At 63.7% G+C, this 14288-nt stretch carries 15 protein-coding genes and 2 tRNA genes; 15 read left to right on the top strand and 2 right to left on the bottom strand.

Annotation, left to right across the window (positions count from 1 at the left end; all coding sequences use genetic code 11):
* Nucleotides 1-9: 9 nt before the first annotated feature.
* Nucleotides 10-2184, bottom strand: a complete 2175-nt coding sequence (locus tag RTCK_RS07570; RefSeq protein ID WP_142592351.1) for a TonB-dependent siderophore receptor — start codon at nucleotides 2182-2184, stop codon at nucleotides 10-12.
* Between the two features lie 295 nt (nucleotides 2185-2479).
* On the opposite strand from RTCK_RS07570, the gene RTCK_RS07565 reads away from it, so the two are divergent.
* The 5 genes from RTCK_RS07565 to RTCK_RS07545 are packed head-to-tail and all read left to right on the top strand — an operon-like array spanning nucleotide 2480 to nucleotide 7484.
* Nucleotides 2480-3472: an iron-siderophore ABC transporter substrate-binding protein gene (locus RTCK_RS07565; RefSeq protein ID WP_142592350.1), complete on the top strand. Its 993-nt coding sequence runs from the start codon at nucleotides 2480-2482 to the stop codon at nucleotides 3470-3472.
* On the top strand, nucleotides 3469-4512 hold the full coding sequence (locus tag RTCK_RS07560) for a FecCD family ABC transporter permease (protein ID WP_142592349.1): 1044 nt from the start codon (nucleotides 3469-3471) through the stop codon (nucleotides 4510-4512). Before RTCK_RS07565 ends, RTCK_RS07560 begins: the two co-directional genes overlap by 4 nt.
* Nucleotides 4512-5549, top strand: coding sequence for a FecCD family ABC transporter permease (locus RTCK_RS07555; protein WP_142592348.1), 1038 nt, complete (start codon nucleotides 4512-4514; stop codon nucleotides 5547-5549). Before RTCK_RS07560 ends, RTCK_RS07555 begins: the two co-directional genes overlap by 1 nt.
* On the top strand, nucleotides 5546-6400 hold the full coding sequence (locus RTCK_RS07550) for an ABC transporter ATP-binding protein (RefSeq protein ID WP_142592347.1): 855 nt from the start codon (nucleotides 5546-5548) through the stop codon (nucleotides 6398-6400). The genes RTCK_RS07555 and RTCK_RS07550 overlap by 4 nt, the downstream gene beginning before the upstream one ends.
* Before the next feature lie 4 nt (nucleotides 6401-6404).
* The gene (locus RTCK_RS07545) at nucleotides 6405-7484 is read left to right on the top strand and encodes a DUF2218 domain-containing protein (RefSeq protein ID WP_142592346.1); all 1080 of its coding nucleotides are present in this window, start codon (nucleotides 6405-6407) and stop codon (nucleotides 7482-7484) included.
* A gap of 686 nt (nucleotides 7485-8170) precedes the next feature.
* Here the strand turns inward: RTCK_RS07545 and RTCK_RS07540 are convergent.
* Nucleotides 8171-8245: transfer RNA gene (locus RTCK_RS07540), tRNA-Thr, on the bottom strand.
* Nucleotides 8246-8381: 136 nt separating this feature from the next.
* On the opposite strand from RTCK_RS07540, the gene RTCK_RS07535 reads away from it, so the two are divergent.
* From RTCK_RS07535 to RTCK_RS07490, 10 genes are all read left to right on the top strand, one after another.
* Entirely contained in the window at nucleotides 8382-8615 is a 234-nt protein-coding gene (locus RTCK_RS07535) for a hypothetical protein (protein ID WP_408004511.1), read from the top strand.
* Between the two features lie 116 nt (nucleotides 8616-8731).
* Complete coding sequence (gene murA / locus RTCK_RS07530; protein ID WP_142521859.1) at nucleotides 8732-10024, top strand: UDP-N-acetylglucosamine 1-carboxyvinyltransferase; 1293 nt, start codon at nucleotides 8732-8734, stop codon at nucleotides 10022-10024.
* Nucleotides 10025-10115: 91 nt separating this feature from the next.
* Complete coding sequence (locus RTCK_RS07525; RefSeq protein ID WP_142592345.1) at nucleotides 10116-10553, top strand: DUF2948 family protein; 438 nt, start codon at nucleotides 10116-10118, stop codon at nucleotides 10551-10553.
* Nucleotides 10554-10590: 37 nt separating this feature from the next.
* Nucleotides 10591-11889, top strand: a complete 1299-nt coding sequence (gene hisD / locus RTCK_RS07520) for a histidinol dehydrogenase (protein WP_142592344.1) — start codon at nucleotides 10591-10593, stop codon at nucleotides 11887-11889.
* Between the two features lie 2 nt (nucleotides 11890-11891).
* Nucleotides 11892-12365: a UPF0262 family protein gene (locus tag RTCK_RS07515; RefSeq protein ID WP_142592343.1), complete on the top strand. Its 474-nt coding sequence runs from the start codon at nucleotides 11892-11894 to the stop codon at nucleotides 12363-12365.
* A 5-nt stretch (nucleotides 12366-12370) separates the two neighbouring features.
* Nucleotides 12371-12850, top strand: coding sequence for an arsenate-mycothiol transferase ArsC (locus tag RTCK_RS07510; RefSeq protein ID WP_142592342.1), 480 nt, complete (start codon nucleotides 12371-12373; stop codon nucleotides 12848-12850).
* A 123-nt stretch (nucleotides 12851-12973) separates the two neighbouring features.
* On the top strand, nucleotides 12974-13192 hold the full coding sequence (infA, locus tag RTCK_RS07505; protein WP_004435948.1) for a translation initiation factor IF-1: 219 nt from the start codon (nucleotides 12974-12976) through the stop codon (nucleotides 13190-13192).
* Between the two features lie 25 nt (nucleotides 13193-13217).
* Nucleotides 13218-13838 carry a Maf-like protein gene (locus RTCK_RS07500; protein ID WP_142592341.1) on the top strand — a complete coding sequence of 207 codons (621 nt, stop codon included), beginning with the start codon at nucleotides 13218-13220 and terminating at the stop codon, nucleotides 13836-13838.
* Between the two features lie 2 nt (nucleotides 13839-13840).
* Nucleotides 13841-14047, top strand: a complete 207-nt coding sequence (gene yacG / locus RTCK_RS07495; protein ID WP_142592340.1) for a DNA gyrase inhibitor YacG — start codon at nucleotides 13841-13843, stop codon at nucleotides 14045-14047.
* A gap of 157 nt (nucleotides 14048-14204) precedes the next feature.
* Nucleotides 14205-14280, top strand: a tRNA-Phe gene (locus RTCK_RS07490).
* Nucleotides 14281-14288 lie beyond the last annotated feature (8 nt).

Here is a 14288-nt window from a genome sequence, read left to right as displayed (position 1 = left end):
CGGGACGGTTTACCAGGTCTGGCGCAGCGTCGCGTAGATGGCGCGGCCGGGGTTGTAGTACCAAGCGCCTCCGTCGTCGTTGGCGATGTGCTTCTCATCGAACAGGTTGCTGACGTTCAGCTGGAACGTCGTGTTTTCTCGAAGCTGATAAGTGTAGGCAGCATCGAAGACGATGGCGCTGTCCGCCTTCAGCGTGTTAAGGTTGTTGGTATAATAAGATCCCGTGTACCGGGCGCCAAGACCAAAGGTCATATCACCGCGGCTCCTGTTTCCTTCCCATGTATAAGTACCCCAGACAGAGGCCATATGTTCCGGAACTTGGGCAAATCTATTCCCGTCCAGCCCCTTCGCGTTGCCGGGTTCATCAATCTCTGAGTCGATGTAGGAGTAACCGGCAATCAAGTTGATGTTGTTCGTGACCTCCATCTTTGCCTCCACGTCAAAGCCGCGGTGCCGAACTTTATCGACGGTCGACTCGAGATACGCCGGTGCTTCACGAGTGGAGATATTCTCCATCGTCAAGTCATAGACGGAAGCAGTGATCAAAGCTGGGAACGCATCCGGTCGGTATTTGATACCGACTTCGTACTGTGTGCCCGTCGTAGGCTCGATACCTGTGCTCGGGGGAGCAACGGACTCGGCATAACTTGTATATACCGCGAACTCGTCGGTGATCTTGTAGCTTAGCCCAAGACGCTTGCTCAGTTCGCTATATTCGCCTGCCTTTGTCGTGCCTGCGCGGAGGTCGGTTTCGTCGAGGTCGAGCCAGTCGTTGCGAAGTCCCACGCTTGCAGTCAACCTGTCAGAGAAAACAAGATCTTGCTGGAAATAAATTGCCTTTGCCGTCTGGTCGTTAGTTCTGCTCGCCGTAGTAGGAATTGTGACGGGCAACCCCGAAAATACCGGGTTCAGCCAATCGATGGGGGGTGCCGTTATCGGCGGGACGGGCGAATACCAGCTTGCGGGATACAAGCCATAGCTGTTGGTCTCTGAATCAACCTTTTTATAGTCGGTTCCAAAAAGCGTTCGGCTTTCCACCTGGTCGAAATTTGCTTCATAAAGCAGATGCGCGTCGACGACAAAATGCTCGTCCTTGCCGTCGCCGCCGAAGAAGACGCGGTCAACCATCGTATCCGCCGGATCATTGATTCCCAATGCATCATAGACATAGGCGTAGCCGAACCGGTTCCTCGACTTGCTATAGCGCGCGTTTGAATTGAAGGTGAGGCCGTTTCCGAAATCATGGTCGAACAAGACACTGTAAGTGTTCCTGTTCGTCTCATCATAGTTGTAGCCCGGTTCTCCGAAAAACTCACCTCTATCAAAATCACTGAACCGGGGATGTCCCCCGCCGCTGGGTGTGCCGTCGCGGTCCAGATGATCGAACACGAAGGAAAGGCTTGTCAAATCGGTAGGGCGCCACGTAATGCTCGCCATGATGAAGTTCTCGTCATCCTGCGAATAATCATATTCGGCATCCGAGCGCTGGAACTTCCCGGTGAGGCGATAGGACAGCGTATCATCTGCGGTGATGTTGTCGCCGAAGTCGAAGCCTGTTTCCTTGTGCGCAGATGAGCCAATCGTACCGTAGACCTCGCCGAAGCGCTCGGTCTTCGGTAGCTTTGTTACATAGTTTACCGAGCCTCCGGGGTCGGATACGCCGAAGCCCGTGGAGTTGGCACCTTTCAGCACCTCAACACGCTCGTAGCCGTAGGGCTCTTCGAGAATTCCACCCCAGCTCCGGCCGATGGCTAGGCCGTCGCGGTAGGTAAAGGGAGCAAAGCCGCGGATTTTGAAGTAGTCATAACGGTCGTCGGAGCCATAGTAGTCGGTATTGACCCCTGCGGTATATTGCACGACCTGCTCGATACTTTGTGCACCACGTTCCTTGATTTCCTTGGAGGTGATAACAGACACAGAGGCGGGCGCGACAAGGATGTCGGTCGGCATCCTGCCGACGGCCGTCGTTTCAGTCGCTACAATCGTTCGCGCATCGCCGGCACCGTTTCCGCCACCCTCGATGACGATCGTTTCGAGTTGCGTATCGGAGGCGGATGTCTGCGCATCCTGCGCCACGGCTGATGTGGCGGAAATGGCGGCCAATGCCGTGCAGCTCAGCAGGAGCGCCTGCCATCCCCTGGTGCCGATCCCCCTAGGATTGCCGCCGCGTCTATCGATCTTCATGGTGATAAAATCCGGAACTGACTGTTGCTGGAGGTCGGCATGCCGACCGGAGGGCGGACGCAGCTTCCGCCGTGCCTGAATGCGGGTTCCCCTCGAACACGCGCAGCAGGACATGAGCCCGCGCCCGGCATGTCATTAACTTGAGCATATTCATCCAGTATTGTAAATTCCTCCGGATTTGTAGGATTCTCCGGAAACTTCATCATCCTGCGCCAAGAAGTGGGTATCTCGCTTGACGTCGCCGGATGAACCTGAAACGGAAACTCCACTTAAAACGTGACGGAGGATCGTCCCAATGTTCCGGTACATTCGCTTTTGCGCGCTGTTTGTCGCCGTATGGTCGGCGCTCATCGCGAACGGATGGGCCGCCGGGGAGACAGCCTATCCGATCACCATCACGCATGCATTCGGAACGACGACCATCGAGAGGAAGCCGGAACGTGTCGCAACCGTTGCCTGGGCCAATCACGAGGTGCCCCTGGCGCTTGGCATCGTGCCCGTCGGCTTTGCCGCCGCCAATTTCGGCGATGACGACAATGACGGAATTCTCCCCTGGGTCGAGGAGAAGCTGGCGGAGCTCGGTGCAGAGCCTCCTTCGCTCTTCGACGAGGGGGATGGCATCGATTTCGAGGCGGTCGCCGCGGCGCAGCCCGATGTCATTCTCGCTGCCTATTCCGGTCTAAGCCGGGCCGACTATGACACCCTGAGCCAGATCGCGCCGGTCGTTGCCTATCCGCAAGCGCCCTGGTCGACCGACTGGCGGGACATGATCCGCCTCAACAGCGCCGGGCTCGGAATGGCTGCAGAGGGCGAGGCGCTGATTGCGCGAATCGATAAGGAGATCGCCGAGGTGGTCGGCGGTTATCCGGAACTCCAGGGTAAATCCGCGATGTTCGTGACCCATCTGGATGCGACGGATCTCAGCATCGTCAACTTCTACACGACGCAGGACACGCGGGTGAGGTTCTTCCAGGATCTCGGGCTGAAGTCACCGGAAAGCGTCGTGGAGGCCTCTGTTGCCGGGCGCTTCGCAGGCTCCATCAGCGCCGAGCGGGTCGATGCCTTCGATGACGTCGACATCCTCGTCACCTATGGCGGCCGCGAATTGCGCGACGCGCTGACTGCGAACCCGCTGCTAGCCCGCATACCTGCGGTGGCCCACGATTCCATGGTGCTGCTGGGCCGCGATCCGCTCGGAACCGCCGCAAACCCGACGCCGCTGTCGATCTCCTGGGTCCTGAAGGATTACGTGGCGTTGCTGGCGGAAGCTGCCAGAAGGACGGAATGATCCGGATCGGCCGACAGTCGCCGGCCCTGAGCACGTGGGCCGTCAGATCGAACCGCAGCCGCCGCCTGTGGCTGCTGGCGACGATCGTCCTGCTTGCGGGCTTGTGTGCGACGTCGGTGGCGGTCGGCACGCGGCAGGTGGTCTGGAGCGATGTCCTTTCGGCACTCGGCGGCCGGGTCGAGAGCATCGAGGAGGCGGCCGTCGCGGTGCGCATTCCCCGGACGCTCCTGGCTCTGCTGGCCGGTGCGGCTCTCGGTCTGGCCGGAGCGGTGATGCAGGGCGTGACCCGCAACCCGCTGGCTGATCCCGGCATCCTTGGTGTCAACATGGGCGCCTCGCTGGCCGTGGTGATCGGCGTCGCCTGGTTCGATATCGCATCCGCCTATGCCTATATTGGGGTTGCGATCTTCGGCGCGGGGAGCGCGGCAGTCTTCGTCTATGTGATCGGCTCGCTCGGCCGCGGCGGTCCCACCCCGCTGAAGCTGGCGCTTGCGGGCGCCGCCACCTCCGTCGCCTTCTCCTCCCTTGTCATTGCCGTGGTCCTGCCGCGCGGGGATATCGCCGGCGGCATCCGCTCCTGGCAGGTCGGCGGGGTCGGTGGAGCAACCTTCGACCGGCTCTGGCCGGTCTTGCCCTTTCTCCTGATGGGCTTTGCCGTCAGCCTGTTCTCCGCCCGCAAGCTGAACTCCCTGGCGCTCGGTGACGAGCTTGCCGCCGGGTTGGGAGAGCGCGTCGCTCTCGCCCGAGGAACCGCCGCCTTCGGCGCGGTCCTTCTCTGCGGGGCGACCACCGCGGTTTGCGGGCCGATCGCCTTTGTCGGGCTCGTGGTCCCCCATCTCTGCCGCCTGCTGGCCGGAGTCGACCACCGCTGGCTTCTGCCGTTCTCCGCCCTCGGCGGCGCCTGTCTTCTCATGGCCGCGGATGTGGTGGGTCGCATCGTCGTCAGGCCGTCGGAACTGGATGTCGGGATCGTCACCGCGCTGGTGGGGGCACCCTTCTTCATCTGGATCGTCAGGCGGCAAAGGGTTCGGGAGCTGTGATGGTCTCGTCCACCGCCATGGCCATCGTCGCCGGGAGCCGCCGCCGCCGCATGCGTCGGCACCGGCTGGTGGTCGGCCTGCTCTTGGCCCTTCTGGTGTTCCTGTTCCTGCTGACGCTCTCCCTCGGCCAGTCCTTCACGCCGCCGGGCGACCTCCTGCGGGTCCTGGGGGGTGAGGACGTTCCCGGCGTGAGCTTCACCCTCTGGCAGTTGCGCCTGCCGCGGGCACTCCTCGGCCTCCTTGCCGGGCTGAGTTTCGGCCTGGGCGGGGTGGCCTTCCAGGTGATGCTGCGCAACCCGCTCGCCAGCCCCGACATCATCGGCATCAGCTGGGGCGCGAGCGCGGCCGCCGTCTTCTGCATCGTCGTCCTCTCGCTCAGCGGTCCGGTCGTTTCGGTGGTCTCGGTCCTTGCCGGCCTCGGCGCCGCGGTTGCGGTCTATGCATTGTCCTTCCGGCACGGGGTCGTGGGGACGCGCTTCATCCTGATCGGCATCGGCGTCTCGGCAATGCTCGAAAGCTGCATCGCCTATATTCTGTCCGTCGCCCCGGCCTGGACGCTCCAGGAAGCCATGCGCTGGCTGACCGGCAGCCTCAACAGCGCCCAGCTTTCCCAGTCGCTCCCGCTGGCGGTCGTCCTGGCCTGTTTCGGCGGCCTTCTGCTGACGCGGACGCGGGACCTCGAGGCGTTGCGCATGGGCGACGACATGGCGGCGGCGCTTGGCGTACCGGTCGGCCGGGCACGGGCGATCATCATCATCGCGGCCGTCGGGATCATTGCCACGGCAACGGCGGTCACCGGGCCGATCGCCTTCGTCGCATTCCTGTCGGGGCCCATCGCGGCGAGGATCGCCGGGAACAGCGGCTCCTTGCTTCTTCCCTCCGCGCTCGTCGGGGCAATACTGGTGCTCATGGGAGATTACGTCGGCCAGTTCCTCCTGCCCGCCCGCTATCCCGTGGGCGTCGTCACCGGCGCGCTCGGTGCGCCGTACCTCATCTTCCTGATCGTCCGTCTCAACCGCTCCGGAGGTTCGCTTTGAGCGCCCACTCTCTCACGGTCGATGCTCTTTCGGCGGGATACGGCGATTCCGTCGTGCTGAGCGGTCTCGACCTGACCGTACCCGCGGGAAAGATCACGGTCATCGTCGGGGCCAATGCCTGCGGCAAGTCCACGCTGTTGCGCGCCATGTCGCGGCTGATCGCGCCTCGCCAGGGTCATGTTCTCCTCGACGGCAAGTCGATCCACCGGATGCGCTCGCGCGAACTGGCCCGGATCATGGGGCTCCTGCCCCAGTCGCCCGTCGCGCCCGAGGGCATCACCGTGGCCGATCTGGTTGGACGGGGCCGGCATCCGCACCAGGGTGCGTTTTCCGGCTGGACCCGCAAGGACGAGGAGGCCGTGGCCGACGCGCTGGCGGCGACCCGGACGGTGGAGCTTGCCGACCGGCCGGTGGACGAGCTTTCGGGAGGGCAGCGCCAGCGCGTCTGGATCGCCATGGCGCTGGCGCAGCAGACGCAGATCCTGCTGCTGGACGAGCCGACGACCTTCCTCGACATCAGCCATCAGGTGGAGGTGCTCGATCTCCTCATGGACCTCAACCAGCGGCAGGCCACGACCATCGTCATGGTCCTCCACGATCTGAACCTTGCCGCGCGCTATGCCGACAATCTCATCGCCATGGTGGGGGGCCGCCTGCATGTGGCGGGACGGCCTGAGGAGATCCTCACGGAGGAAACCGTAAGGCAGGTCTTCGGCCTCGAAAGCCGCATCATCGCCGATCCCACCTCGGGCAGACCGATCATGCTGCCGATCGGCCGACACCGGATGGACGGTCCGGCAGTCCACGATCAAGCCAATGCCGCCTCTTCAGTCAGCCGTTTTCAGGAGTGACATCATGAACGCAATGCAGAATTTCAAGCTCTCCGGCGTCGCGCTTCCGGCCAACGCTCCTGCCATGCTCGACGAGGTCTGCGAGCATTTCGTCGAGCATTCCGAGGTGGAACGAAGCGCCGACGCGGTGGTGCTCAGGAGCGAGATCGGCATTGCCGACATCCGCCTGACCGACAACCGGCTGACGATCGAACTCGCTTGCCCGTCGCAAGACGCGCTTCAACTGACGCGCAACATGATTGCCGAGCACCTTTTCTACTTCGCCGGCGAAGAGCCGTTCGAGCTGTCGTGGTCCGATCCGGCACCGGTGGCGCGCCTGCCCAACATGCACGAAGTCACCGTCGTTTCGGCGGAGGACGTCACGCCCCGTATGCGGCGGGTCAAATTCGCCTGCGCTGACGTGAAGCCGTTCATCGGCGGCAACATGCATGTCCGGCTGCTCGTTCCGCCGCGGGGCAGGCCGCCGGTCTGGCCGGGTCTCGGTGAGGATGGCCGCATCGCATGGCCCAAGGGGGAGGACGAGATCATGGTGCGCGTCTATACGATCCGCGCCGTGGATGAGGAGCGGGGCGAGCTCTGGATCGACTTCCTGCAGCATCCGGCTCCGGGCGTCCTGACGCCGGGCGCAGACTTCGCCCGCGATGCGCAGCCGGGAGACAGGGTTGCGCTGATCGGTCCGGGTGGAGGCGACCTGCCGGAGGCCGGCAGCATCCTGCTGGCCGGTGACGAATCGGCACTGCCTGCGATTGCCCGGATCGCCGCCGAGGTACCCGCAGGCACGCGGCTGAAGGCCATCATTGAAGTCGAGGATGAGGCGGAAGAACAGCCCCTGCCGACCGAAGGATCGATCGAGGTGCAGTGGCTGCACCGCATCAGCTACCCGGCCGGCGCAAGCGGCATCCTTGCGGGGGCGGTCAAGGACGCGATCGGCGCAGCCGATGACGGAGCCTTCCTGTGGGTCGCGTGCGAGAAGGAAGACATCCGGTCGATCCGCGCCTTCCTCAAGACGCAGGGTTACGGCCACCGGCGGAAATATGTCGCCTGGTACTGGGAACGGGATGCCGCAGCCCCCGGCGAACACTGACGGCCATCGTCGCGTCAACGCGCCGGCCGCCGCAGGAAGCAGCCGAGCGAATCGAGAGGCGACGGCAACGCCGGTAGGCGCGCCAGCGGCGGCGGGATGCGGGGGGTATCGGGGCAGGCCGCTGCGCTGCGACCTTGATCGTGGTGCCATTGGCCGGGTTTTGCGGCAAGATGTCGTCGCTACTGCCCAATTCAGGACTGCCGAAGGCGGTTCCTCCTCTAACGGCTTGGCGTTCGTCAGAAGAGGATGTTTAGGTCCACGGAGTAGTCGCCTTCGTCTCGTTCAACGAGGCGAGCCAGAGCTTCCAGTTCGGACACGCACATCGCCCGAGCAACAACCCGCCATACCTCGGTTCCGTAGGCGGCGGTGGTATTCCCCAAGGATCGGTATCTCTCGATCTGGGCCCCGTGAGCTCTTCCAGGGCAGCGTCGTGAGCTTTCCCGCGATGCCGGCTCTCAAGATAGAGCGACTCGTCGATCGGGCCCAATCGCCTCGCGCAGCTCTGTCTTGTTGTCCAGGAATGGGCGAAGCGAGCTTGGGACGACCAGGCATGCGAAGTATCGTCCGTTTCGGTTGAGCAGATAGCCTGGCTGACGAGCCAATCCTCCCGTTTGCAGCTAAGTTTGCAACGGAAGAATGTACGAAAGCCCCGGAGCAAGGACTTCAATGGAATAAGTGGGGAAAGATGGTGCTGCTAGAGAGATTTGAACTCTCGGCCTCTCCCTTACCAAGGGAGTGCTCTACCCCTGAGCTATAGCAGCTTAGGCCCGGTCTGGGGCCGTCCCTTTGGACGTCGTCGGGCGAGGGCCTATTGCCATAGCTTCGGAGGGAGCGCAAGACGCAAATTGCGGTTGCCCCGCGAGATGGGATAAAAGGCCTCTCGAAGTCGGAGCGATTTTGATCGGGACCCGGATGGCGGAAGACGAGAGCGAATACGGATCCGGCGAGGCGAGGGCCTCGGGCGGACGGAAGCGGGAGGCCGAAATCCGGGAGGAGCAGCGGCAGGCCCGCGCGGCGGCCAAGCTTCGGGAGAACCTGCTGCGCCGCAAGGCGCAGACGCGGGCGCGGCGTTCCGGGGCCGCAGACGAGGCAGACGGGCTGCCCGCCGCAAAAAAAGACGAATCACCCTGACACATGCCGCGCAACGGCACGCCCAAACCATTTGAAGCCCTCCGGCTTTTCCGGTAAGGACGCCATCTTTCGCGCTTGCACAAGAAAAAGGGCGGGACCCGCTCCCGTTGGACCTCATGGATCGCATCAGAATTCGCGGCGGCAACAAGCTCAACGGCGTCATTCCGATCTCGGGGGCGAAGAATGCGGCGCTTCCGCTGATGATCGCGTCGCTGCTCACCAGCGATACGCTCACGCTGGAAAACGTCCCGCATCTCGCCGACGTGGAGCAGCTCCTGCGCATCCTCGGCAATCACGGTGTCGATGTGATGGTGAACGGCCGGCGCGAAAGCCAGACGGAGAGCTATTCCCGCACCATCCAGTTCACCTGCAGGACGATCGTCGACACGACCGCTCCCTATGAGCTCGTTTCCAAGATGCGGGCCAGCTTCTGGGTCATCGGTCCGCTTCTCGCGCGGGCGGGCACGGCACGCGTCTCGCTGCCGGGCGGCTGCGCCATCGGCACGCGGCCGGTCGACCTCTTCCTGGAGGGCCTGCAGGCCTTGGGTGCCGAGATCGAGATCGACGGTGGCTATGTGAATGCAACGGCTCCCGCCGGCGGGCTCGTGGGCGGGCATTACACCTTCCCCAAGGTCTCGGTCGGCGCCACCCACGTCCTGATGATGGCGGCGACGCTTGCAAACGGCACGACCGTCATCGAGAATGCGGCCCGCGAACCCGAAGTCGCAGATCTCGCCGCCTGCCTGACCGCCATGGGTGCCAGGATCTCCGGCGCGGGAACGAGCACGATCACGGTGGAGGGCGTATCCTCGCTGCATGGGGCCCGTCACCGCGTCCTGCCGGACCGGATCGAAACGGGTACCTATGCCATGGCCGTGGCCATGACCGGTGGCGACGTCACGCTCGAGGGCACTCGCGCCGAACTGCTCGACAACGCGCTCGACTCGCTGCGGATGGCCGGCGCCGAGATCACCGAGACCGGGAGCGGGCTGAGGGTCGTGCGCAACGGCAACGGCATCCAGCCGGTCGATGTGGTCACCGAACCCTTTCCGGGCTTCCCGACCGACCTGCAGGCGCAGTTCATGGCCCTGATGACGCGCTCCTCCGGCGTGTCGCATATCACCGAGACGATCTTCGAGAACCGCTTCATGCATGTCCAGGAACTGGCCCGTCTCGGAGCGCGCATATCGCTCTCCGGGCAGATGGCCCGGATCGAGGGGGTCGATCGGCTGCGGGGCGCCCCGGTCATGGCAACGGATCTCCGGGCCTCCGTCTCGCTGGTCATCGCCGGCCTGGCGGCGGAAGGCGAGACCATGGTCAACCGCGTCTACCATCTCGACCGCGGTTTCGAGCGGCTCGAGGAAAAGCTCACGCGCTGCGGAGCGGAGGTCGAGCGCGTCAGCGACTAAGGTTACGCTGGCGTTGCATGGCGTGGCGCGTCATCCTATCTCCAGCTGAGGATGAATATCGCGCCGACGGCGCCGTGGATGGAATGGAATCATGGCCGATCTCAAGCTTCTCGCTCTCGATCAGGATGATCTGGGGATCATCTCCGCCCATATGCAGGACAGCGTCTTCAGGGTGGGGGAACTGAGCTACGACGCGCGTCACCGCCAGTTCACCGCAGTGGTCAACCGGTTCGTCTGGGAAGAAGCCGATCGCGGCAAGAAGGGGTACGAGCGGCGTCGCTCGGTGATCTCGTTCAAGCGCGTGGAGGCCGTGCGGTCCCTGGGGGTAAATCGCCAGGATCCGGAAGGGGTTTACTGCATGCTGGCAATCCGTTTCGAGCAGCAGGGCGACGGGCCGGACGGCACGGTCGAACTGACGCTCTCCGGTGGCGGCGCGATCAGCCTGGACGTGGAATGCATCGAGGTGCAGATGCTGGATACGGGCGGCGCCTGGGCAACCGAGCGCCTGCCAGCGCATCCGGCGGATTGAGGAACCTGCGCAGGAATTTTTGAGGGGACTGGAGAAAGTGGCAACCTGGCTGGATCAGGCATCCGAAGATTTCGAACAGCGGTTTACCGCCTTCCTGTCGACGAAGCGCGAAGTATCCGACGACGTCAACACGGTCGTCCGCGCCATCATCGATGACGTGCGGCGACGCGGGGACGCAGCGTTGTTCGACTACTCGGCCCGCTACGATGGCATTGACCTGGCGAGTGTGGGCCTGCGGGTCGGCGATGCGGATATGGACGCCGCGATGGCCGCGACGGATCCCGCAGTTGTCGATGCCTTGAAGTTCGCGGCGGAGCGCATCGAAAAGCACCATGCCCGGCAGATGCCGAAGGACGACCTCTACGAGGATGCGCTCGGCGTCGGCCTCGGCTCCCGCTGGACCGCCATCGAGGCAGTCGGCCTCTACGTTCCCGGCGGCACAGCCAGCTATCCGAGCTCCGTTCTCATGAACGCGCTGCCGGCGAAGGTGGCCGGTGTGCCGCGGGTGGTGATGGTCGTGCCGGCCAGCGGCGGCGCGATCAACCCTGCGGTCCTGGCTGCTGCCCGCATCGCCGGCGTTTCCGAAATCTACCGGGTCGGGGGTGCTCAGGCCGTTGCCGCTCTCGCCTACGGCACCGAAACGATCGCGCCGGTCGCCAAGATCGTCGGGCCCGGTAACGCCTATGTCGCTGCTGCGAAGCGCCACGTCTTCGGCCAGGTCGGGATCGACATGATCGCCGGCCCCTCGGAAGTTCTCGTCATCGCCGACAGCCAGAACGATCCGGACTGGATCGCGGCCGATCTGCTGGCCCAGGCGGAACACGACGTTGGCGCGCAGTCCATCCTGATCACCGATGACCGGGCGTTCGGCGAGGCCGTCGAACAGGCGGTCGAGCGCCAGTTGAAGCGGTTGTCCCGCTCCGAAACGGCGGCGCGAAGCTGGGCGGATTTTGGTGCGGTCATTCTGGTGGACGACCTTGTCTCGGCGGTTCCGCTGGCCGACCGGATCGCCGCGGAGCATCTGGAACTGGCGGTTGCCGATCCCGATGCCTTGATGAACCGGATCCGCAATGCCGGCGCGATCTTCGTGGGGCGTCACACGCCGGAGGTGATCGGCGATTATGTGGGCGGCTCGAACCACGTGCTGCCGACGGCACGCTCGGCCCGCTTCTCCTCCGGCCTCTCGGTGCTCGACTACGTGAAACGCACCTCCATCCTGCGGCTGGGTCCGGATCAGCTCGCTGCGCTCGCGCCCGCGGCGATCGCGCTTGCCAATTCCGAAGGGCTCGATGCCCATGCGCGCTCGATCTCGATCCGGCTCAATCGCGGGAGTTGAGCATGGCGAAGGGCGATTTCCGGCTTTCCGATATCGTCCTGGACGAATCCATCGGGCGCTCCACGCCGGATGTCGAGCATGAGCGGGCCGTTGCCATCTTCGACCTCGTGGAGGAAAACGCCTTCGAACCGGTGGGGCATACGGGCGGCCCCTATCACCTGAAGCTTTCGCTCGTGGATTCAAAGCTGGTCTTCACCATCACCACCGAAATCGGCGAGGATGTCGCGAGACACATCCTCTCGCTGACGCCGTTCCGGCGGATCATCAAGGACTACTTCATGATCTGCGAGAGCTACTACGAAGCGATCCGCTCGGCGACCCCCAGCCGCATCGAATCCATCGACATGGGCCGGCGCGGCATCCACAACGAGGGATCGCAGACCCTGATGGACCGGCTGAACGGGAAGGTCAGGGTCGATTTCGATACGGCGAGGCGCCTGTTCACGCTCGTCTGCGTGCTCTATTGGCGTGGATGACAACGATGGGCGGCGTCTCGGATGCGATCGGCAGGATGGAAAGGCCGGGCGCGATCCTCTTCATGTGCGGCTGGAATGCAATCCGCTCCCCCATGGCCGAGGCCATTGCAAGACGGCTGCTGCCTTCCGATATCTATGTCCGATCGGCCGGCGTGCGGTCCGGCGAACGCGATCCCTTCATCGATGTCGTCCTGGACGAGATCGGCCTTTCCATTCCGCGGCATCAGCCGCGCACGCTCGACGATCTGGAAGACGATTATTTCGATGTCATCATCACGCTGACACCCGAGGCCCATCATGCGGCGCTGGAACTGACGCGGTCGAATGCGGTGGAGGTCATCTACTGGCCGACGATGGACCCGACTGCGGCGACCGGCTCGCGCGAGCAGCGCCTCGATGCCTACCGGGCGGTGAGGGATCATCTCTGGAAGAGGATCGAGGAGCGGTTCTCCAGCCTTTCCAGGCGCCCGCAGGCGGGCGGATGAGCGGGAAGGAGAAACGGAATTATGCGAGTTCACAAAGCGGGCATGATTGTGTAGTTTCCGCGCAAAATTTACGGGCAGGCGGAGCTTGCCCACGAAATCAACAGACAGGAAGAAAATCCGTAGATGGCTAAAGAAGAAGTCCTTGAGTTTCCGGGCGTCGTGACCGAATTGCTGCCGAACGCGACGTTCCGCGTGAAGCTGGAAAACGAACACGAGATCATTGCCCATACCGCTGGCCGCATGCGCAAGAACCGCATCCGTGTCCTCGCCGGCGATAAGGTCCTGGTGGAAATGACCCCCTACGACCTGACCAAGGGCCGCATCACCTACCGCTTCAAGTAATCCCAAGCGGCAGAACGGCAGGCCCATGGCGTCAGAACAGAACCTCATCCTGGCCTCCGGCTCGCCGCGTCGCCTGGACCTGCTCAACCAGGCAGGCATCCGGCCCGCGCGCCTGATGCCGATGGACATCGACGAGACGCCGAAGAAGTCCGAACACCCGCGCTCGCTGGCGCGCCGGCTTTCCGGTGAGAAGGCGGAAGCCGCCTGGGCTGCCTTGAAGGGCGATCTGGCCTGGCGCCACAGCTACATCCTCTCGGCCGATACTGTGGTGGCAGTGGGCCGGCGGATCCTTGAGAAGACGGAATATACCGACGAAGCCTCCTCTGCGCTCCACCTGCTCTCCGGGCGGGGCCATTGGGTCTATACGGGCATCTGCCTCGTAACGCCCGGCGGACAGTTCCGGCAGAAGGTCGTGCAGACGAAGGTGCGTTTCAAGCGCCTGTCCCCGCGTGAGATCGACAACTACATCGCCTCCGGCCAGTGGCGCGGCAAGGCCGGCGCCTACGCAATCCAGGGAATAGCCGGCAGCTTCGTGCAGAAGATCGTCGGCTCCTACACCAATGTGGTCGGACTGCCGCTCTACGAAACGCTCTCGCTTCTGTCCGGGGAGGGTTTCGACGTGCAGGCGGCCTGGCCGGAGGGTTGAGCATGGCGCAACCGATCAAGGCCGGGGGCAAGGTCGAGCCGCTTCGCAAGGCAAGGCCCTGTCCCGAATGCGGCAAGCCGTCCGCTCGTGAGAACTATCCCTTCTGCTCTGAACGGTGCCGTACGCTTGACCTGTCGCGCTGGCTGAACGGCTCCTATGCCATTCCCGTGGCGGAAGACCAGAGCAAGGCGGACCCCGTCGACGTTTAGAAAGGGCCGCCTTTTCTGTCCGATTCCCATATCGGCGAAGCAGGCGAAAAAAGTCTCCGCCGCCGCTGGACATGGCCGAACAAGATGCTATAACCCCGCTCGCTCCGGGGCGCTGGCCCCGCCGGTCAGGGACCGGAAGGCTTCAGAAAGCCTCGATGCCCGGATAGCTCAGTTGGTAGAGCAGCGGATTGAAAATCCGCGTGTCGGTGGTTCGAATCCGCCTCCGGGCACCACTCCATCC

The sequence above is a fragment of the Pseudorhizobium endolithicum genome (assembly GCF_902153245.2).
In the GTDB taxonomy this organism is placed as follows: Bacteria; Pseudomonadota; Alphaproteobacteria; order Rhizobiales; family Rhizobiaceae; genus Neorhizobium; species Neorhizobium endolithicum.
The sequence above is the reverse complement of the archived record's forward strand: the minus strand, read 5'-3'. Positions and strand labels throughout refer to the sequence as shown.

Bases quoted from the DNA above. Each gene is read 5' to 3' on its own strand.
- RTCK_RS07570 (WP_142592351.1), bottom strand. From the start codon at position 2,184: ATGAAGATCGATAGACGCGGCGGCAATCCTAGGGGGATCGGCACCAGG.
- RTCK_RS07565 (WP_142592350.1), top strand. From the start codon at position 2,480: ATGTTCCGGTACATTCGCTTTTGCGCGCTGTTTGTCGCCGTATGGTCG.
- RTCK_RS07560 (WP_142592349.1), top strand. From the start codon at position 3,469: ATGATCCGGATCGGCCGACAGTCGCCGGCCCTGAGCACGTGGGCCGTC.
- RTCK_RS07555 (WP_142592348.1), top strand. From the start codon at position 4,512: ATGGTCTCGTCCACCGCCATGGCCATCGTCGCCGGGAGCCGCCGCCGC.
- RTCK_RS07545 (WP_142592346.1), top strand. From the start codon at position 6,405: ATGAACGCAATGCAGAATTTCAAGCTCTCCGGCGTCGCGCTTCCGGCC.
- murA (WP_142521859.1), top strand. From the start codon at position 8,732: ATGGATCGCATCAGAATTCGCGGCGGCAACAAGCTCAACGGCGTCATT.
- RTCK_RS07525 (WP_142592345.1), top strand. From the start codon at position 10,116: ATGGCCGATCTCAAGCTTCTCGCTCTCGATCAGGATGATCTGGGGATC.
- RTCK_RS07515 (WP_142592343.1), top strand. From the start codon at position 11,892: ATGGCGAAGGGCGATTTCCGGCTTTCCGATATCGTCCTGGACGAATCC.
- RTCK_RS07510 (WP_142592342.1), top strand. From the start codon at position 12,371: ATGGGCGGCGTCTCGGATGCGATCGGCAGGATGGAAAGGCCGGGCGCG.
- infA (WP_004435948.1), top strand. From the start codon at position 12,974: ATGGCTAAAGAAGAAGTCCTTGAGTTTCCGGGCGTCGTGACCGAATTG.
- RTCK_RS07500 (WP_142592341.1), top strand. From the start codon at position 13,218: ATGGCGTCAGAACAGAACCTCATCCTGGCCTCCGGCTCGCCGCGTCGC.
- yacG (WP_142592340.1), top strand. From the start codon at position 13,841: ATGGCGCAACCGATCAAGGCCGGGGGCAAGGTCGAGCCGCTTCGCAAG.